Annotated in this window: 13 protein-coding genes and 2 pseudogenes; 5 read left to right on the top strand and 10 right to left on the bottom strand. The window is 66.1% G+C overall.

The window, feature by feature from the left end:
- Positions 1 to 167: 167 nt before the first annotated feature.
- From DUPY_RS00260 to DUPY_RS00250, 3 genes are all read left to right on the top strand, one after another.
- Positions 168 to 2,963 (top strand): hybrid sensor histidine kinase/response regulator, encoded by a 2,796-nt coding sequence (locus tag DUPY_RS00260; protein ID WP_084640469.1) that lies wholly within the window; start codon positions 168 to 170, stop codon positions 2,961 to 2,963.
- 246 nt (positions 2,964 to 3,209) lie between these two features.
- Entirely contained in the window at positions 3,210 to 5,816 is a 2,607-nt protein-coding gene (locus DUPY_RS00255; RefSeq protein ID WP_070245748.1) for a bifunctional diguanylate cyclase/phosphodiesterase, read from the top strand.
- A gap of 78 nt (positions 5,817 to 5,894) precedes the next feature.
- Positions 5,895 to 6,509 (top strand): glutathione S-transferase family protein, encoded by a 615-nt coding sequence (locus DUPY_RS00250; protein WP_070245731.1) that lies wholly within the window; start codon positions 5,895 to 5,897, stop codon positions 6,507 to 6,509.
- Positions 6,510 to 6,535: 26 nt separating this feature from the next.
- On the opposite strand, the gene DUPY_RS00245 is transcribed toward DUPY_RS00250, so the two are convergent.
- From DUPY_RS00245 to DUPY_RS00235, 4 genes are all read right to left on the bottom strand, one after another.
- A complete protein-coding gene (locus DUPY_RS00245) occupies positions 6,536 to 7,516 on the bottom strand; it encodes an NAD(P)H-quinone oxidoreductase (RefSeq protein WP_070245730.1) in 981 nt (326 codons plus the stop codon).
- Positions 7,517 to 7,623: 107 nt separating this feature from the next.
- On the bottom strand, positions 7,624 to 7,755 hold the full coding sequence (locus DUPY_RS27020) for a DUF2474 domain-containing protein (protein WP_141749350.1): 132 nt from the start codon (positions 7,753 to 7,755) through the stop codon (positions 7,624 to 7,626).
- Complete coding sequence (gene cydB / locus DUPY_RS00240; RefSeq protein WP_070245729.1) at positions 7,755 to 8,789, bottom strand: cytochrome d ubiquinol oxidase subunit II; 1,035 nt, start codon at positions 8,787 to 8,789, stop codon at positions 7,755 to 7,757. Before cydB ends, DUPY_RS27020 begins: the two co-directional genes overlap by 1 nt.
- Complete coding sequence (locus DUPY_RS00235) at positions 8,789 to 10,213, bottom strand: cytochrome ubiquinol oxidase subunit I (protein WP_070245728.1); 1,425 nt, start codon at positions 10,211 to 10,213, stop codon at positions 8,789 to 8,791. Before DUPY_RS00235 ends, cydB begins: the two co-directional genes overlap by 1 nt.
- 195 nt (positions 10,214 to 10,408) lie before the next feature.
- Between DUPY_RS00235 and DUPY_RS28205 the strand changes: the two are divergent.
- Positions 10,409 to 10,996: pseudogene (locus DUPY_RS28205) on the top strand (EAL domain-containing protein); the annotation flags it as partial.
- Positions 10,997 to 11,050: 54 nt separating this feature from the next.
- Here DUPY_RS28205 and DUPY_RS28730 read toward each other — a convergent pair.
- The 5 genes and pseudogenes from DUPY_RS28730 to DUPY_RS00210 all read right to left on the bottom strand — a co-directional run.
- Positions 11,051 to 11,602: pseudogene (locus tag DUPY_RS28730) on the bottom strand (LysR family substrate-binding domain-containing protein); the annotation flags it as partial.
- 50 nt (positions 11,603 to 11,652) lie between these two features.
- A complete protein-coding gene (locus DUPY_RS00225; RefSeq protein WP_070245726.1) occupies positions 11,653 to 12,957 on the bottom strand; it encodes a c-type cytochrome in 1,305 nt (434 codons plus the stop codon).
- Positions 12,954 to 15,158: a xanthine dehydrogenase family protein molybdopterin-binding subunit gene (locus DUPY_RS00220; RefSeq protein WP_070245725.1), complete on the bottom strand. Its 2,205-nt coding sequence runs from the start codon at positions 15,156 to 15,158 to the stop codon at positions 12,954 to 12,956. The genes DUPY_RS00225 and DUPY_RS00220 overlap by 4 nt, the downstream gene beginning before the upstream one ends.
- Complete coding sequence (locus DUPY_RS00215) at positions 15,155 to 15,661, bottom strand: (2Fe-2S)-binding protein (RefSeq protein WP_070245724.1); 507 nt, start codon at positions 15,659 to 15,661, stop codon at positions 15,155 to 15,157. The genes DUPY_RS00220 and DUPY_RS00215 overlap by 4 nt, the downstream gene beginning before the upstream one ends.
- A gap of 112 nt (positions 15,662 to 15,773) precedes the next feature.
- Positions 15,774 to 17,213 carry an NAD-dependent succinate-semialdehyde dehydrogenase gene (locus tag DUPY_RS00210; RefSeq protein ID WP_070245723.1) on the bottom strand — a complete coding sequence of 480 codons (1,440 nt, stop codon included), beginning with the start codon at positions 17,211 to 17,213 and terminating at the stop codon, positions 15,774 to 15,776.
- A gap of 107 nt (positions 17,214 to 17,320) precedes the next feature.
- On the opposite strand from DUPY_RS00210, the gene DUPY_RS00205 reads away from it, so the two are divergent.
- Positions 17,321 to 18,259 (top strand): LysR family transcriptional regulator, encoded by a 939-nt coding sequence (locus tag DUPY_RS00205; RefSeq protein WP_070245722.1) that lies wholly within the window; start codon positions 17,321 to 17,323, stop codon positions 18,257 to 18,259.
- Here the strand turns inward: DUPY_RS00205 and DUPY_RS00200 are convergent.
- Entirely contained in the window at positions 18,256 to 19,215 is a 960-nt protein-coding gene (locus tag DUPY_RS00200; RefSeq protein ID WP_070245721.1) for a chemotaxis protein CheB, read from the bottom strand. The genes DUPY_RS00205 and DUPY_RS00200 overlap by 4 nt on opposite strands.
- Between the last annotated feature and the right edge of the window lie 84 nt (positions 19,216 to 19,299).

Here is a 19,299-nt window from a genome sequence, read left to right as displayed (position 1 = left end):
GCGATTGATCGTCAACAGTCCTAAGAAATGATAATGATTCGTATTCGCACTATAGAGGTTATTTGTTTCCTGTGCAATGTACGATTGGTACGATTGGCCTGCGTAGTACCTTTTTCCATCGACGACGTCCTATAATCGACGCTTATCGCATACTAGTCAGTAACCTCGTGAATTATCCCTTCCTCAACGGCGGCGGCCATATCGCGCAGATCATCGCCTCGTACGATTGGGCCGGCACCGCACTGGGCGCGATCGACACCTGGCCGCAATCGCTCAAGACCACCGTATCGACCATGCTGCGTTCCACGCTGCCGATGGTGGCGCTGATGGGCGAAGACGGCATCATGATCTACAACGACGGTTACTCCGAGTTTGCCGGGCGCCGCCACCCGATGTCGCTGGGCTCCAAGGTGGGCGAGTCGTGGCCAGAGGTGGCCGAGCACAATGCGTACGTGATCCGCGTGGCGCTGGCCGGCGGCACGCTGGCCTACAAAGACCAGGAAATGACGCTGCTGCGCTCCGGCAAACCGGAGCAGGTATGGATGGACCTCGACTACGCGCCCGTCCTCGACGAAGCGGGCAAGCCGTGCGGGGTGCTGGTGGTGGTGGTCGATACCACCGCCAAGATTCGCGCCGAACATCAGCTGCGCGCCAGCGAAAACACCTTCCGTACCCTGGCTCAGGCCATGCCCAGCCAGGTCTGGGCGGCCGACGCCGACGGTGCGCTCAACTGGTTCAACGAGCAGGTGTACCGCTATTCCGGCACCCAGCCGGGCCAACTGGCAGGCGACGGCTGGACCGCCATCGTCCACGCCGAAGACAGCGCCAAGGTGGGCGCCGCCTGGCGCGCGTCGGTGGCGACGGCGCAGAACTTCGAGGTCGAATACCGCATCCGCCGCGCCGACGGCGCCTGGCGCTGGCACATCGTGCGCGCCATGCCGATCATCGACGACAACGGCGTGGTGCAGCGCTGGGTAGGCACCAGCACCGACATCGAAGACCAGAAGGCTACCGCCAGCAAGCTGCAACAGCAGGTGGCCGAACGCACGGCGGAGCGCGACCGCATGTGGCGTTACGCCACCGACGTGATGCTGGTGACCACGCTCGATGGCTGGATCACTGCTGCCAATCCGGCCTTTACCCGCCTGCTGGGCTGGGAGGAAGCGGAAATCATCGGCACCTCGATCCACGCCATCATCCACCCCGACGATGCGCAATCGTCGCATGACGAAATGGCTTCGCTGGCGCAAGGCCGCAGCACCTTCAAGTTCGAGAACCGCACCCTGCGCAAGGGCGGCGGCCATGCCATCCTGTCCTGGACCGCAGTGCCGGACGAGGGTTTCATCCACGCCGTGGGCCGCGACATGACGGCCGAACGGGCGGCAGCCGAAGAGATGCGCCGCACGTCGCTCAAGCTGCAGCAGGCACAGAAGATGGAAGCGATCGGCAAGCTGACCGGCGGCGTGGCGCACGACTTCAACAACCTGTTGCAGGTCATCTCCGGCAACCTGCAACTGCTGGCCGCCGACGTGGCGGGCATGCCGCGCGCCGAGCGCCGGCTGGAACAGGCGCTGGCCGGCGTTACCCGTGGCGCCAAGCTGGCCAGCTACCTGCTGGCGTTCGGCCGGCGCCAGGCGCTCGACCCGCGCGTGGTGCGCATCGGCCGTTTCATCGCCGGCATGGAAGACATGCTGCGGCGCAGCCTGGGCGAGGAAATCGAGGTCGAAACCGTGATCTCGGGCGGCCTGTGGAATACGCTGGTCGATACCGCCCAGGTGGAAAACGCGGTACTCAACCTGTGCATCAACGCCCGCGATGCCATGGATGGCGTGGGCAAGCTCACCATCGAGGTGGGCAACGCCATGCTCGACGACCACTACGCCCGCAACCACCCGGAACTGACGCCCGGCCAGTACGTGATGATCGCGGTCAGCGACACCGGTACCGGTATGGCGCCCGAGATCGTGGCGCAGGCCTTCGATCCGTTCTTCTCCACCAAGCCGGAAGGCAAGGGCAGCGGTCTTGGACTATCGATGGTATATGGCTTCGTGCGCCAGTCCGGCGGCCACGTGCAGATCTACAGCGAACCCGGTTGCGGCACCACCGTCAAGCTGTACCTGCCGCGCTCCACCGATATCGAGGATGCCCCGGCGCCGCCCGAAATGCGCGCCGTGGTGGGCGGCCAGGAGACCATCCTGGTGGCCGAGGACGACGAGGGCGTGCGCGCGACCGTGGTCGACATGCTCGGTGAACTCGGTTACCGGGTGTTAAAGGCCAGCGACGCGGCCAGCGCCCTGTCCATCATCGACAGCGGCATGCCGATCGACCTGCTGTTTACCGACGTGGTCATGCCCGGCCCCCTGCGCAGTCCCGAACTGGCGCGCAAGGCGCGCGAACGCCTGCCCGGCATTGCCGTGCTGTTTACCTCGGGGTACACCGAAAACGCCATCGTCCACGGCGGCCGGCTCGATGCCGGCGTCGATTTGCTGGGCAAGCCGTACACGCGCGAAGCGCTGGCGCGCAAGGTGCGCCACGTGCTGGCCAACCGCCAGCATGCGGTGCAACTGGCGGCGCAGCCTGCGGCGGCCATGGCTGCCACGACAACCGCAAACGCTACCGACCAGCCCTCGGGCCAGCGCATCCTGCTGGTCGAAGACGAACCGGAACTGCGCGAAACCACCGCCGAACTGCTCGAATTACTGGGCCACCAGGTCAGCGCCTGCGGCGACGCCGCCAGCGCTCTGGCCGCGCTGGCAGAGGGCGGGTTCGATGTGATGCTCACCGATATCTCGCTGCCCGACCTGTCGGGCGAAGTGCTGGCCACGCGCGCGCTGGCGTTGCAGCCAGGCTTGCGAGTGATTTTTGCCAGCGGCCAGACGCCCAAAGCGGCGCTCGCGGGTGCCCAGCTGCTACTCAAGCCTTTCAGCATCGACCAGCTGGTGGACGCGCTGGCCCGCTCCTGATGCTGCTTGCTGGAAAGTATAATTGATAACATAAAGTAACTGTTGGTGTATTTTTATCAAATAAACTGTGGTTTTTGGTGAGAATCTTTGGTATATTGCCGCATGGCATGAAATTGGCCTTTGGGTAGTGCTGGTAACACCACATGGCGCCTGCTCCCCCCTCCATTTTTTCGTAGTGCAGACGTCTGTCCACGTCCGCCCGCGCGCATGCGCCGGGCTGCCCGTGGCATGGGCGAGGAGTTCCACATGATCGTTCAACTGTTTGCGCGCTGGCTGCGCCGCGGGCTCGATACCTATATTTCGCTGCCGCTGTTTGCGCTGGCGCTGCTGGGCGGCCTGTGGCTGCTGTCGCTGCACGACATCGAGCAGGGGCGCGAGCGCGCCCGCGCCGCCGCCGTCAACACGGTGGGCGAAGTGCTGGGCACCTACGAGGCGCAAGTGGCGCGCAGCGTGGACAGCATCGACCAGACCCTGCGCGTGATCAAGTACGCGGTCGAGCGCAGCGGCGCGTCGGACGCGCTGGCCGAACTGGCAGGCGAAGGCCTGCTGCCACCGGCCATGGTGTTTGCCGTGAGCGTGGTCGATCGCGACGGCATGGTGGTGGCCAGCAATCCGAGGTCGCGCCCGGTCTCGGTGGCGGACCAGGCCTATTTCCTGTATCACCAGCAGCGCGACAGCGGCGGCATTTTTGTCAGCCACGCGCGCCGCGATGCCGTCAAGTCCGACGCCCACCTGCACTTCACCCGCCGGCTCGACGACGCGCGCGGCAATTTCGCCGGCATCGTGATGCTGGAAACCGATCCCGCCTATTTCACCAGCGACTACGAGCGCAGCCGCCTGGGCGAGCGCGGCATGCTGGCGCTGGTGGGTACCGACGGTGTAGTGCGCGCGCTGCGCGTGGGCGACCAGACCTCCTACGGCCAGCAGCTGCCGGCCGGCGGCGTTGACGTGGACGACGGCGTAACGCGCTTTGCCGCCGCGCGCGAGCTGCACCAGGTACCGCTGCGGGTGATCGTGGGCCTGGACGAGAACGAGCAGATGGCGCGGTTCGAGCGCGAGACGCGCGACAAGCTGTGGGCGCTCGCCACGGCCAGCCTGGTGCTGGTGGCAGGCACCGCGCTGCTGTGGATGTGGGCCTGGCAGGGCGCGCGCAACCGCGCCCGCGTGCGCCGCGCGCGCGAAACCTTTGCCGCCGCTTCCGCCGCCAGCCTCGATGCGTTCTTCGTACTGCGCGAGGTGCGCGACCAGAGCAATGCCATCATCGACTTCCGCTTCATCGACGTCAATGCCCGCGCCGAGCGCATGACCGGCATGTCGCACGGCGATCTGTGTTCCATGACGCTGCTCGAGATGATCCCGGAAGCACGCAAGGGCGGCATGTTCCAGCTGCTGGTGCGCGCCAGCGAAGACGGCGGCGTGCACGAGCGCGAATGGGAGAACACCACCCAGCCGCGCTATCCGCGCTGGATGCAGAAGCAGGTGGTGTCGGTGGAGGGCGGCATTGTCGCCATCGTGCGCGACATCACCGAGCGCAAGCTGGCCGAGGAACGCATGCTGCACCTGGCCCACCACGACAACCTGACCGGCCTGCCCAACCGCGTCCGCATCACCGAGCGCCTGAACCAGATGGTGGCCGACGGCGGCGCCGTGATGGTCGCCTTTATCGACCTTGACGGCTTCAAACTGGTCAACGATGGTCTGGGCCACAACGCTGGCGACGAGCTGCTCAAGATCGTCGCCGAGCGCATGGCCGGCTGCGTGCGCACCAGCGACGCCGTGGGCCGCTTCGGTGGCGACGAATTCGTGCTGATGCTCGACGCCGTGGGCGACGGGGCGCCAGCGCAGGCGACCGCCGTGATCGAGCGGGTGCGCCACGCGGTGCTGCAATCGATGTGCGTGGCGGGGCAGAAGGTGCAGGTCAGTTGCAGCATCGGCGTGGCGGTTTATCCGCAGGACGGCAGCGATGCCGAAACGCTGCTCATGCACGCCGACGCCGCCATGTACCGCGCCAAGGAGCTGGGCAAGAACAACTACCAGTTCTACACGCGCGAGATGAACGTGAACATCGAGGAGAAGCTGCACCTGATGGAAGGCCTGCGCATCGCTTTCGAGCGGCAGCAGTTCCACCTGGTGTACCAGCCCAAGGTGGAAATGCGTACGGGCCGCATCTTCGGCTGCGAGGCGCTGATCCGCTGGCACGACCCGGCGCGCGGCGTGATCGGGCCGGACCGCTTCATCCCGCTGGCCGAGGAAAGCGGGATGATCGTGGCGCTGGGCGAATGGGTGTTGCGTACCGCCTGTTTCCAGAACCGGGCGTGGCAGGATGCGGGTCTGGCGCCGCTGTGCATCTCGGTCAACGTCTCGCCGCGCCAGTTCGAGGAGCAGGGCCTGGTGGACCGCGTGGCGCGCGCACTGGCCGACAGCGGCATGGATCCGCGCTGGCTGGAGCTGGAAGTGACCGAGGGGCTGATCATGCGCGACCTGGCGCAGGCGTTGGACAAGATGGGGCAGTTGCGGGCGATGGGCGTATCGCTGTCGATCGACGATTTCGGCACCGGCTATTCCAGCCTGTCGGCGTTGAAGTCGTTCCCGATCAGCACCCTCAAGATCGACAAATCGTTCGTGCGCGACCTGGGCCGCAGCGACGGCGACGAAGCCATTGCCAGCTCGATCATCGGCCTGGCGCACCGGCTCAAGCTGCGCGTGATCGCCGAAGGGGTGGAGACCGAGCAGCAGCGCAGCTTCCTGTCCGAGAACGGCTGCGACGAATTGCAGGGTTACCTGATCAGCCGTCCGCTGCCGCCGGAGCGGCTGGCCCTGATGCTCTCCGGCCCCGATTTGATAGCGGCCTGAGCCAAAATGGCGCCTGTTGTACAATCGTTTTCCAACGTTTTGAACGTTTAAACGCTTACGCAGACAGGAAGGCACAACATGGCTATTCGGGTACACCATCTCAACAAGAGCCGCTCGCAGCGCATCGTCTGGCTGCTCGAGGAACTGGGCCTGCCGTACGAACTGGTACGCTACCAGCGCGACCCGGTTACCAATTTCGCCCCGCCGGAACTGAAAGCCATCCACCCGCTGGGCAAGTCGCCGCTGCTCGAAGACGACGGCGTCCTGATCGAGGAATCGGGCGCCATCGTCCAGTACCTGCTGGACCGCTACGGCAAGGGCGCCCTGCAACCGGCAGCCGGCACGCCTGCGGCGCTGCGCCACCTGCAGCTGATGCATTTTGCCGAGGGCTCGGCCATGATCCCGCTGCTGCTGCGCATTTACGTCACGCGCCTCGGCGACGGCGGCGTGCCGCTGCACGGCCGCATCGACAGCGAGGTGATCAGCCACTTCGACTACCTGGAAAGCATCCTCGAGTCGTCCGGCTACTTCATCGGCGACGACCTGACCGGCGCCGACATCATGCTCAGCTTCCCGGTCGGCATCGCCGTCAAACAGCCGGAAGCGACCCGCTGGCCGCGCCTGAAGGCGTTCACCACCGCCATCGAAGCGCGCCCGGCGTGGCAAAAGGCGATGGCGGTGACCGGGGGGTGAGGAAGGCCAGGGAAGGGCGGTAGACACTACATCGTCAACACGATCTTGCCGACATTCAAACCATCTTCCATGCGCTGCTGCGCCGCGCCGGCTTCTGCCAGCGGAAATACGCTGTCGATCACCGGCATCAGGCCATCCTTGCCGAACTGCGACAGCCAGCGCTCCTTGAAGCGGCGCGACATGGCGTGCTTGACTTCCTGGCTGCGCGACTTCATCACCGTGCCAATGATGTGCAGGTGGCGGTACAGCAGGCGGTCGAGCGGAATCTTGGCGTTCTCGATGCCGCCCATGATGCCGATCTGTACCAGGCGGCCGCCGAAGTTGAGCGAATTGACGTTGCGCTCGAAGTAGGGCGCGCCGATGAAGTCGAGGATCACGTCCACGCCGCGTTCGCCGGTCAGCATGGCCACCACCTGCGCAAAGTCTTCGTTGTCGTAGTCAATCGCATGGTGGGCGCCCATGCGGCGTACCAGGTCGTGGGCGCCCGCTTGCGCGGTCGTGATCACGGTGGCGCCAGCCGCGCGCGCCAGTTGTACCGCCGCGCCGCCCACCCCGCCGGCGCCGGCGTGGATCAGGACCGTTTCGCCTTCCTGCAGTTTGCCCAGGTGGAGCAGCGCTTCGTGCGCGGTGACGAAAACTTCGGTAATGGCGGCCGCCTGGACGTAGTCGAGGCCTGCGGGGATCGGCATCGCCATGCGGTGGTCGATGCGCGAGATTTCGGCGTACGCGCCGCCGCCGACGATGCCCATCACGCGGTCGCCGAACTTGAAGCCGGTGACATTGGCGCCGACCGCGATCACTTCGCCAGCGATCTCCAGGCCCATGATGGTGGAGTCGCCGAAGTCGGGCCAGCCGTAACCGCCGCGGCGGTGGGTGAGGTCCGCGCGGTTGACGCCTGCTGCGTGGGTGCGCACGATCAGGTCGTCGGGGCGCAATACCGGCTCGGGCGCGTCGCCCAGTTTGAGTACGTCGCTGGCGCCGAATTTGTCGAAGGTGATGGCTTTCATGGTGGGTTCCTGAAAAAGTAGAGGTGGATCCAGCTTAACCACGAACCACCGGTTTGATAATTGCCCCTGGCCGGCTAACCGCTGTGCACCCTGCGCACAAGTGGCCGCTAGCGCATGCCGGCCGCACGCATCGCCAGGTGCAGCAGGCTGGCGACGATGCCGAGCGCGCCCACGCTGAGCAGCCAGATCACCACCAGCCAGCCCACCCGGCCCAGCCACATTTTGCGTTGGGCCTGCATCAGTGATACCCCTCGCCGAGCTTGACCTTGCCCCGGAAGACGTAATACGAGAAGCACGAGTAGCCCAGCACGAACGGCAGGATGAACAGCGTGCCCACCAGCGCGAAGCCCTGACTGGCCGGCGGCGACGCGGCAGCCCAGATCGACAGCGTGGGCGGCACGATATTGGGCCAGATGCTGATCGCCAGACCGGTGTAGCCGAGGAAGATCAGCCCCAGCGACGCCATGAACGGCCCGTGGTGCGGCGCCGCGCCGGCGAGGGAGCGCAGCAGCAGTATCACGCCCGCCACCACCAGGATCGGCACCGGCGCAAACCACAGCATGCCGGGCCAGGTGAACCAGCGCGCCGCCACGTCGGCATCGGCCAGCGGGGTCCAGATGCTGACGGCGACGATCGCTACCACCAGCAGCAGCGCCAGCGGCCGCGCGGTGGTGAGCATGCGCCGTTGCAGTGGTCCCTCGGTACGGAAGATCAGCCAGGTGCAGCCGAGCAGGGTGTAGGCCGCCATCACGCCCACGCCGCACATGAGCGGGAACGGCGCCAGCCAGTCGAAGGCGCCGCCGGCGAACTGCGGCCCGGTGGCGGTGGCCACCAGCGCAATGCCATGCACGTAAGTGCCGAGCGCCACGCCCTGGAAGAACGCTGCCGTCACCGAGCCGCCGATAAAGGCCAGGTCCCACACGGGGCGTTCATGGTCGAGCGCCTTGAAGCGGAACTCGAACGCCACGCCGCGGAAGATCAGTCCCAGCAGCATGAAGATCAACGGCAGGTACAGCGCCGAGAGGATGATGGCGTAGGCGCGCGGGAAGGCGGCAAACAGTGCGGCGCCGCCGAGCACCAGCCAGGTCTCGTTGCCGTCCCAGACCGGCGCCACGGTGTTCATCATGACGTCGCGTTCGTGGCGGTCGGGCACGAACGGGAACAGCATGCCGATGCCCAGGTCGAAGCCATCCATGACGACGTACATGAACACGCCGAAGAAAATGATGACTGCCCAAATGGTACTCAAGTTACTGGTCAGGTCGGTGCCCATTACAGTGTGCTCCCATGCGGATTGATGTGGTCGGGCGCCGCCGACAGCGGCCGGCTCGGTGTGTTGGCCTGGCCGGGGCCACCCTCGGTGGCGGCATCGGGCAGGAAGCGTGCCGGCCCGTTGCGCATCAGGCGGAAGATGTAGGTGATGGCCACGCCGAACACGAAGGCGTACACCACAATGAACAGGCCGAGCGACAGCGCCACGGTGCCCACCGCGTGCGGCGTCACCGCATCCTTCGTGCGCAGCAGTCCATAGACGATCCACGGCTGGCGGCCGATCTCGGTGGTGTACCAGCCGGCCAGGATGGCGACCAGGCCGGCCGGTCCCATCGAGGTGGTCAGGCGCAGGAACCAGCGCGTGCTGTACATGGCGTGGCGGCGGCGCAGCCACAGGCCCAGTAGCGCCACGCCGATCATCGCCATTCCGAGCCCCACCATCACGCGGAAGGTGAAGAAGATGATGGTGGAGTTGGGCCGGTCCCCTTTCGGGAAGTCTTTGAGGCCGCGAATCTGTCCGCCCCAGGTATGGGTAAGGATCCAGCTGCCCATGCGGGGAATCGCGACCTGGTAGCGGTTGGTTTCGCCGTCCATGTCGGGAATCGCGAACACTACCAGCGGCAGCGGGTCGGCGCCGTGGTTTTCCCAGTGGCCTTCGATGGCGGCGATCTTGGCCGGCTGGTGCTTCAAGGTGTTGATGCCGTGGGCATCGCCGAGGAAGGCCTGCAGCGGCGCGGTCACCAGGAGCATCCACATCGCCATCGAAAACATCTTGCGCACGGCCGGCGTGTCGTTCTTGCGCAGCAGGTGCCAGGCGCCGCACGCGGCCACCACCATCGCCGTGGCGAGAAAGGCGGCCACGCTCATGTGCATCAGGCGAAACGGGAACGACGGATTGAAAATGATCTCGAGCCAGCTGTCGGGCACCAGCACGCCGTTCTCCACGCGGTAGCCTTGCGGCGTTTGCATGAAGCTGTTCGAGGCCAGGATCCAGGTGGTGGAGATCAGCGTGCCGATGGCGACCATGGCGCTGGCAAAGCAGTGCAAGCCGGGGCCCACGCGGTTCCAGCCGAACAGCATCACGCCGAGAAAACCCGCCTCCAGGAAGAACGCGGTGAGTACTTCGTAGGTCAGCAGCGGCCCGGTGATGCCGCCGGCATACTGCGAGAAGAAGCTCCAGTTGGTGCCGAACTGGTAAGCGAGCACGATGCCGGACACCACGCCGATGCCGAAGTTGACCGCGAAAATCTTGAGCCAGAAGTGGTACAGGTCCCGATACAACTGGCGCCGCGTGCGCAGCCAGCACAGTTCCAGCACCGTCAGGTAACTGGCCAGGCCGATCGACAGCGCCGGAAAGATGATGTGGAAGGAGATGGTGAACCCGAACTGTATGCGGGCCAGCTCCAGGGCCGTAAAACCTGTCATGTGCTCTCTCCCGGGCCGAGGTCTCGGCGTCGCCGTGTGGTGTGGGGTGGGCGGCGAGCCTGCTGGAGGCTCTGCCGCACGATAAGGCTCCATCATCGCCAAACTGGCGTTACGGCGACACTTGCGGAAGCGGTGGTGCGGGGTCTGCCTTTGGTTAATTAGTTTTTCTTATCAACTGGGCGGACGTCGAATCAGATCGCCGAACGCACCGACCTGATCATGTCGCTGGGCCGCTGGGCGCTCGAGCAAGCCTGTATCCAGCTGGTGCACTGGGCGGCGCAGCCGGAGACCGCGCACTGGACGCTGGCCGTCAACGTCAGCGCCAGGGAGTTTCGCCAGCCCGACTTTGTCCGCCAGACCATCGGGATCGTCGCTGGCAGCGGCGCCCGGCCCGACCGGTTGCGGCTCGAGCTCACGGAGAGCATGCTGCTCGATGACGTGGACGACGTGGCGGCGAAAATGGCGCAACTGCGGGCGCTGGGCGTGCGCTTCTCGCTCGACGACTTTGGCACCGGCTACTCGTCGCTCAGTTACCTCAAGCGCCTGCCGTTGTGCCAACTGAAAATCGATCGTGCCTTTGTCAAGGATGCCTGGTGCAATCCCAACGACGCGGCGATCGCCCGCGCCATTATTGGGCTGGCCGCGAGCCTTGGCCTCGAGGTGGTGGCCGAGGGGGTGGAAACGGCTGCCCAACGTGATTTCCTGGTCGCCAATGGTTGCCGGATTTTCCAGGGCTTTTTGTTCGGGCGGCCGGCGCCGGCGCTCGATATCGTCCCGCAGTAGCGGGATCTGGCAGTTCGCGTCCAGGAACAGCTGGATGCGGCGCGCTTTCTCCGCGGCGATCTCGGTAAATTCGCTGATCAGCGCATCTTGCTCGGCCGCGCGGGTAAACAGGTGTACCGCCAGCGGCGCCAGATCGGTAATCGGCCGCATCGTCACGCCGGCAGGCAGCGCGGTGAAGATGTATGCGGCGCCCAGCATCAATCCCGCCCCTTCACCTGCCATTGACACCCCCATCTGCGACTGCTGCGTCTCGTACACGAAGTTCGGGCAAAAGCCGGCACGCTTGCAGGCAGCCACCAGCAGGTCGTGCAAGTGCGGCACGACTGGCCGCTCGAAGAAGATCAGGCGCTCGGCGGCAAGATCGGCAACCGTCAAACCGGGCTGGCTGGCCAGCCGGTGATCGGCGCGCATCACCGCCACCCAGGCGCCGCACAGTATAGGCCAAGCCTTGATGCCGCTGTCAGCAGCGGGCATGGTCACCGGCACGCCGATGCCGACGTCGATGATGTCCTTGTGCAGGGCTTCGAACTGCAAACCAACGACATGTTTTTCATAATGGTCCTTAGGTAATGATCCGAGGTACCGAGTATGTCGCGCTGCGCACATCAAGACCAATTAGTTCGGCGATCACGGTTTGATAAGTTCGACTGGGGGGATCAGTCCTGCCGCTGCTTCGCCACTCCCGCCGCCGTCACCTTGCCCTGCTTGCCGCCGAACTGGTAGAGCACGTAGTTGCTCAGCTGCGCAATCTCGTCGTCGGTGAGCGACGCCCGGAACGACGGCATGAACACCTCCGTGCCGGCGATGTGCGCCCTGGTGCCGGTCAGGATCATCTGCACCACGTTGCGGCCCGACGGGTCGTTGACCGAGCGTGCGCCCAGCAGCGCGGCGTATGGTGATTGCGGGCCGTCGCCGTTCCACTGGTGGCAGCTGGCGCAGCTGCTCTCGAACAGGCGCAGGCCGTCCTTGAGGTGGGCCGGGGTATCAGGCGCCGGCGCGTATGCGCTGGCCTTGGCCACGCTGTCGGGCTGCGGATTGACGACGATCGGGTTGTCGCCGGTGCGCGGTGGCACGCTGCGCAGGTAGGTGATCAGGTTGCGGATGTCGGTGGGATCGAGGTATTGCAGGCTGTTTTCCACCGCTTCGCGCATCGGGCCGGAGGCGGCGCCGTGGCCTGGGGCGTGGCCGGCGCGCAGGTATTGGTACAACTCGGCGTCGGTCCACTTGCCGATGCCGTGCACCGGGTCGGACGTGATGTTGGGCGCCTGCCAGCCGTTGACCACCGCGCCGCCCAGTTCATTGCGGTGGTCGAGCGCGAAGCCGAGGTTGCGCGGCGTGTGGCATTCGGCGCAGTGGGCCAGCGCAATGGCCGTGTAAGCGCCGCTGTTCCACTGCGCCGACTTGTCGGGCGCCGGCTTGAAGCGCGCGCTCTTGAAGAACACCGCGTTCCAGAAGCCCATCGCCCAGCGCTGGTTGAACGGAAAGGCCAGGTCTGGCTGCGGCGTCTGCTGCGTGACGGTCGGCAGGCTGAATAAATAGGCCTTGATCGCCAGCGCATCGTCGCGGCTCAGCAGCGAATACGACGTGTACGGGAAGGCGGGATACAGGCGCTTGCCGTCGTGGCGCACACCGTCGTGCAGTGCGCGCACGAAGTCGTCGTCGCTGTACTTGCCGATGCCGGTTTCCTGGTCGGCCGTAATGTTGGACGAGTACAGGGTGCCGAACGGCAGCTTGAACGGCAGGCCGCCGGCAAACGGCTTGCCGCCCGCAACCGTGTGGCAGGCCACGCAGTCGGCCGCCTTGGCCAGGTACTCACCGCGCACGATTTTCGAGGCCGATACCGGCGCTCCTGCCAGTACCGGCGCGGTGCCCGGTGCGGGGTCGGAACGGGTGAGGTAAAAATACGCAGCCGTGCCGAGGACTGCGGCGCACACGGGCGCAATGATCAACATGCGTTTCATGCCTTGCTCCTTTTTTGCGCCAGCAGCTCGCGCCGGATCGGCAGTTCGCGCAGGCGTACGCCGGTGGCGGCAAAAATCGCGTTGGCCAGCGCCGGTGCGGCGATGGCGGTGCCCACTTCGCCGATGCCGCCGGGGGCCTCGGTGCTGGGGACGATGTGGACTTCGACGTCGGGTGTTTCGTTCATTCTGATCATGCGGTAGTCGTTGAAATTGCTTTGTTCGATGGCGCCGTTGGCGATGGTTACCTCGTTGAACAGCGCGGCGGACAGCCCGAACAGCAGGCCGCCCTGGATTTGCGCTTCGATCGAGCCGGTGTTGACGGGGATGCCGCAATCGACCGCCACCACCGCGCGCCGCAGGCGCACGTCGCCGGCGGGCGTAACTTCCACCTCCACCATGGCGCACACCTTGCTGCCGAACGGCTCGCCCAGGGCCACGCCACGGCCCACGCGCGCGGGCAGGGCAGCGCCCCAGCCCATTCTGGTCGCCGCCAGGTCCAGCACGGCGGTGGCGCGCGGGTTGTGGCGCAGCAGGGCGCGGCGCCACGCGACCGGATCGGCCTTGGCGCGGTGCGCCAGTTCGTCGAAAAAGCTCTCGACGATGAACAGGTTGTGCAGCGCGCCCACCCCACGCCACCAGCCCACCAGCAGTCCCGGCGGCATATCGTGGCGCACCCATTCCACCTTCATGTTGGGAATCGCATAGGGCATGTCGGCCACGCATTCGATGGCGTCGCCATCAAGGCCGTTCGGGCGCATGCCGCCCGGTCGCCAGCGCCCCAATACGGTGGCGCTGCAAATGCGGTCGCCGTACCACACCGGCATGCCGCTGGCATCGACCACCGCCGAAATCACGTCGTGGTACATCGGGCGCACGATGTCGTGGCCGATGTCTTCCTCGCGGGTCCAGATGATCTTGAGCGGGTACTTGACCAGCCTGGCGAACATCACCGCCTGGTCCACGTAATCGCTCTCCAGTCGCCGGCCGAACCCGCCGCCCAGGTATTGCGGATGCAGCACCACCTGCGCCACCGTCAGGCCGGTGATCCTGGCCGCATTGGCCACCACCCTGGTCGGCACCTGGGTGCCGGCCCATATCTCGCAGCAGTCGGCAGTAACGTGGACGGTGGCGTTGAGCGGCTCCATGGTGGCGTGGGCCAGCATCGGCAGCTTGTACGTGGCCTCGATCAATTCGCCGGCGGGACGCGTGCCTGCTTCGCGCCCGGGGATGGCCTTGCCATTGGCCTGGCTGGCGGCGAGTCCCGCGCGCAGGTCGCGCGTCGTCAGCGTCGCATTGGCGCCCCGGTCCCATTCGATCTCCAGCAGTTCCATGCCACGCCTGGCCGCGCCGAAGTGGATGGCGACCACTGCCACCGCGTTGTCGATCCTGATTACGTCGATCACGCCGGGCACGGTCCGCGTGGCGCGGTCGTCGAACTTCACCAGCTTGCCGCCAAAGGTAGGGCAGGCCTTGACCGTGGCGATTCGCATGCCGGGCACGCTGACGTCGATGCCGAACTTGGTGACACCGTAGACCTTGTCGGCCGAGTCCAGGCGCGCCATCGGTTTGCCGATCAGGCGGAACTCGGCAGGTGACTTGAGTTTGACTGCGCCGGGATCGGGCAACTGGTTGGCGGCGGCCGCCACCTGGCCGTAAGCGAGCTTTCTGCCGCTGGCTGGGTGCCGGATCACGCCGCGCTCCACCACGCAGTCGGCGGGCGCCACCTTCCATTTGGCGGCTGCGGCCGATACCAGCAGGGTGCGGGCGATGGCGCCGGCTTCACGCAGTTCGGTAAACGTGCTGCGGGTGCTGGTGGAGCCGCCCGTGATCTGCCCCTTGAGCAGCTTCATGCCATACAGCTCGTCGCTGGCCGGCGCGTGTTCCACCTGGATCTGGTCCAGGTCGACGTCCAGCTCCTCGGCCAGCAGCATGCACGAACCGGTGTAGATGGCCTGGCCCATTTCCACCATCGGCATCACCAGGCGGATGGCGCCGCTAGTGTCGATGCGCACGAACGCATTGGGGGCAAAGGCAGGTGCGCCGTCGGCCGCTGCCGCTTTGGCGTCGCCGGCCTGGCGATGCGGGGTGACCATGCCGAGCGCGGTCTTGGGCGTGGCCAGCCACACGAAGGCCACCGACAGGCCGGCGGCTTGCAACAGCTGGCGGCGCCCGGCCGAAACGGTTTCATCGACGCGGCTCATTTGCGGCCTCCGATCGCGGTGACAGGAATCGCTTGGGTGACCGCGATCTTGCCGGTGGCGGCCTGCTTGATGGCGGCGCGGATGCGCACGTAGGTGGCGCAGCGGCAGATATTGCCGGACATGGCCGAGTCGATATCGGCGTCGGTAGGGTTCGGCGTGCGCTTGAGCAGCGCGGCGGCCGACATGATCTGGCCCGACTGGCAGTAGCCGCATTGGACCACGTCCACCGCCAGCCACGCCTCCTGGATACGCCTGCCGCTGTCGGTGGCGCCCACCGCTTCGATGGTGGTCACTTCGCGGTTGCCCACGCTTGACACGGGCAGCACGCACGAGCGCACCGGGTTACCGTCCAGGTGCACGGTGCAGGCGCCGCACTGGGCGATGCCGCAGCCGAACTTGGTGCCGGTCATGCCGATCACGTCGCGTATCACCCATAGCAGCGGTGTGCTGCCTTCGACGTCCACGACATGTTCGTGACCGTTCACCCTTAGCGTTTGCGCCATTGTCCTGCTCCTCGGTAGTTTTTCATTCCTTTTGAGCGTAACAATCTTTTGACAAGGCGATAACTGGCTGATGGTGATAAGCCGTTATGCGCCTTTTGCACAAATGGGCCTGTCACGCCTGGCTGATGAACTTGTTGGTGAGATAGTGGCCTATCCCTTCTGTCCCGCCTTCCGATCCATGACCGCTTTCCTTCATGCCGCCGAACGGCAATTCGGTGGCGACGATGCGGTACTGGTTAATCCCGATCATGCCCGCTTCCAGGCCGTCGCCGACGTCGAGCGCGGTACGGGCATTGGTCGTAAAGGCATATGCCGACAGGGCGTATGGCAATCGGTTCGCCTCGGCCAGGCCATCTTCCAGCGTGTCGAATTTCATCAGCACGGCGATCGGGCCGAACGGTTCTTCGTGCATGATGCGGGCAGTCATCGGCACATCGGCCAGCACGGTCGGTTCAAAAAAGTAGCCGGGGCGGTCGATGCGCTTGCCGCCCGTGAGCACGGTGGCGCCCTGTTCGACTGCGTCGGCCACCAGGGCCTCCATTTTGGCCAGTTGACGCGGATTGGCCAGTGGTCCAACCTGCGTCTGCGACGTCATGCCGTCGCCGATCACCAGCGCGGCGGTGGCGGCGACGAAGCGTTCCACGAACCGGTCGTACACGCCGCGCTGGATCAAAAAACGGGTGGACGAGATGCAGATTTGCCCGGTTCCGCGAAAACGGTTGGCGGCGCCGCCAACTGCGGCAGCCTCGATATCGGCGTCGTCGAACACCAGCACCGGGCCGTGGCCGCCGAGTTCGAGCGTGATCGGCTTGACGCCGGCGGCGGCGCGCTCCGACAGCAGGCGGCCCACCGGTACCGACCCGGTAAAGGCCACCTTGCGGATCACGGGGGAGGCGATCAGCTGCGCCGACACCATGTCCGGCACGCCGAACACCACTTGCAGCACGCCCTTGGGCAGGCCGGCGTCGTCCAGGCAGCGCGCCAGCGCCAGGGCGGTGGCCGGACTTTCCTCGCCGGGTTTGAGGATCACGCTGCAGCCGGCGGCCAGCGCCGCCGACAGCTTGCGCGCCGGGGTAATCGCCGGGAAGTTCCACGGCGTGAATGCGGCCACCGGGCCGATCGCCTGGCGCTTGACAAGCTGCTGCACGCCGGGACGGTTGGACGGCACCACGCGGCCATCGATGCGGCGCGCCTCTTCGGCGAACCACTCGAAGTATTCGGCGGCGCGCAGCACTTCGTCGCGGCTTTCGGCCAGCGGCTTGCCTTGTTCGAGCGTCATCAGGGTGGCAATGCGTTCGGCGCGCTCGCGCATCAGCGTGGCGGCGAGGCGCAGGATGCGCGAACGTTCGGCCGGCACGGTGCGGCGCCAGACGTCGAAGGCGCTGCGCGCGGTGGCCAACGCCAGGTCCAGGTCGGCGGCGGTGGCCAGCGGCACGCGGCCCAGGATCGCGCCATTGGCGGGATTGACCACGGGCGCGGTATCGCGGTTGCCGGCGGCGATCCAGGCGCCGTCGATGAACAGGGAGAGCGGGTCGTAATTGAAGGTACGCATGGTTTTTTCCTTGGTAGAGTTGAGTTGCCGTGGAAAGAAGCGTAGAACCGGACGGCGCGCGTGATAAGCGGGCACCGTCCCACAACCGCTATGCAAGGAACGCAAAGATGCAATCAGAAAAATTCGCGGAATTTCTCGGCGTGTTCGTCGATGTCGCGCGCGAGGGCAGTTTTTCCGGCGCCGGCCGCCGGCGCGGACGCACGCCGTCGTCCATCGGTCGCCAGATCGACATGCTGGAAGAGCACCTGGAGTCGCCGCTGTTCCTGCGCTCCACGCGGCTGCTTACGCTCACCGACGCCGGCGAAGCGTTGCTGATACGCGCACGCCAGATCCTCGACGCGCTGGCCGACGCCCAGCAGGAACTCGCTTCGATGAAAGGGGAGGTGACGGGCGTGTTGCGGGTGGCGTGCTTTCCCACCTTTGGCAAACGCTACGTGCTGCCGGTGATGGGGCAACTGGCCTGCCAGTACCCCGACCTGCGGCTGGAACTGGATTTGACCGAACGCCTGGCCGACCCGGTGGCTGAGCGCCTGGACCTGGTGATCCGCATCGGCGACCTGGCCGACAGCACCCTGATCGCCAGCCGCCTGGCCACGCAAACCCGCATCCTGTGCGCCAGCCCTGCCTACCTGGCGCGCGCTGGCACGCCTGCATCGTTCGACGATTTGAGCTGCCATCGCCTGATCGACAAGCTGCACGGCGCTGACCTGCTGGGCTGGACCGACGTGCTGGGCCAACCGGCGCGCGCGTGCGGCGGCCAGCCGGTGTTTGCCTGCGACGACTTCGAGGCCATGCGCCTGGCCGCGCAGGAGGGCATGGGCATCGCCTATTTGCCCGACTGGGTGGTGGGGCCCGACATCCATGCCGGTCACCTGCGCCAGCTGTTTCCCGAATGGTCGCAGCAACCGCGCGCCAGCACCGGCATCCACGCGCTGCGCGCGTTGCGCCAGCCGCCGCCGCGGGTGACGGCGCTGCTCGATGCGCTGCGCGCGGCCATCGGTCAGCCGGCGGTGTGGGCGTGCCACACGAGCCGCGCCGCCATTTAGATGCTCTTGGCCAGCAACCCCTGCAAGATGGTGATATTGGCCTGCAGTTTCTCCGCCCGCTGCGGGTCGTCCTGCAACAATTCCTGCTCCAGCCGTTGTTGCTCCTGCAGCGCCCGCAGCGCCGACCACAGCGCCGCTTCCACTGCTTCTTCCTGCATGTGCGCCAGTACGCGCGCGGTGAAGGCGTGGCCGGTGTGGCACCGGAACCGCGCCGGCGCCGCGCCGTCGAGTTGCCATAACGCGCCGCCGCACTCGGGGCAAGTATAGCCACTCGGCTTGCCGATGCGCTGCAGGTCCGGCAAACCGGCTTTGCCTTGCACGAAGCTGTTTTCCACCTTCACCCACGTCGGCGCCGGTGGTGGCGGTGGCGCCGATGGTGCCTCTGGTGGCAGCGCCGCCAGGCTGGTCAGCAGCGCACCCATCTCGGCGACGCGCAGGACGTGATCCACTGCGACGTTGCCGATCGCGCTGGCCGGCATGTCGGGCACTTGCGCTTCCTGCGGGTCTTGCACTACCGCCTGGCCGCCGCAGGCCTTGATGGCCTGCAGGCCGGCCGTGCCATCGTCGAGATAGCCGGTCAGGATGGCGCCGATCACGTGACCGTCGAAGGCGGCGGCGGCCGAGCGGAACAGCGGATCGATGGCTGGGCGCGTGTAGTTTTCCTTGGGGCCGTGCCACAGGCGGGCGCGCGGCTGGCCGTCGTGCTGTTCCACGGTCAGGTGGCAATCGGGCGGCGCGATCAACACCTGGCCCGGCAATAGCGGCGCCCGGTCCACGGCGTGGGTGACCGGAAGCGGGCAGCGCTTTTGCAGGATGTCAGGCAACAGGCTGTGACGCGCGCCAATGTGCATGACGATCAGCACCGTGGCCGGCAGGTCGGCGGGCAGGGCGGCGGTAATGTGCGTGAGTGCCGCCACGCCCCCGGCCGAGGCGCCTATCAGTATCAGTTTTTGCATCGATGTTCCTCCTCTTCCGACCATGCTGGTGCTGGGAGCGTTTTAGTTCGGTGCGTTTTCTCACATGCGCGCAGGTCGCGTCGT

Origin of the sequence: Duganella phyllosphaerae (genome assembly GCF_001758785.1) — a bacterium.
In the GTDB taxonomy this organism is placed as follows: Bacteria; Pseudomonadota; Gammaproteobacteria; order Burkholderiales; family Burkholderiaceae_D; genus Rugamonas; species Rugamonas phyllosphaerae.
This window is presented reverse-complemented; position numbering and strand designations above follow the sequence as displayed.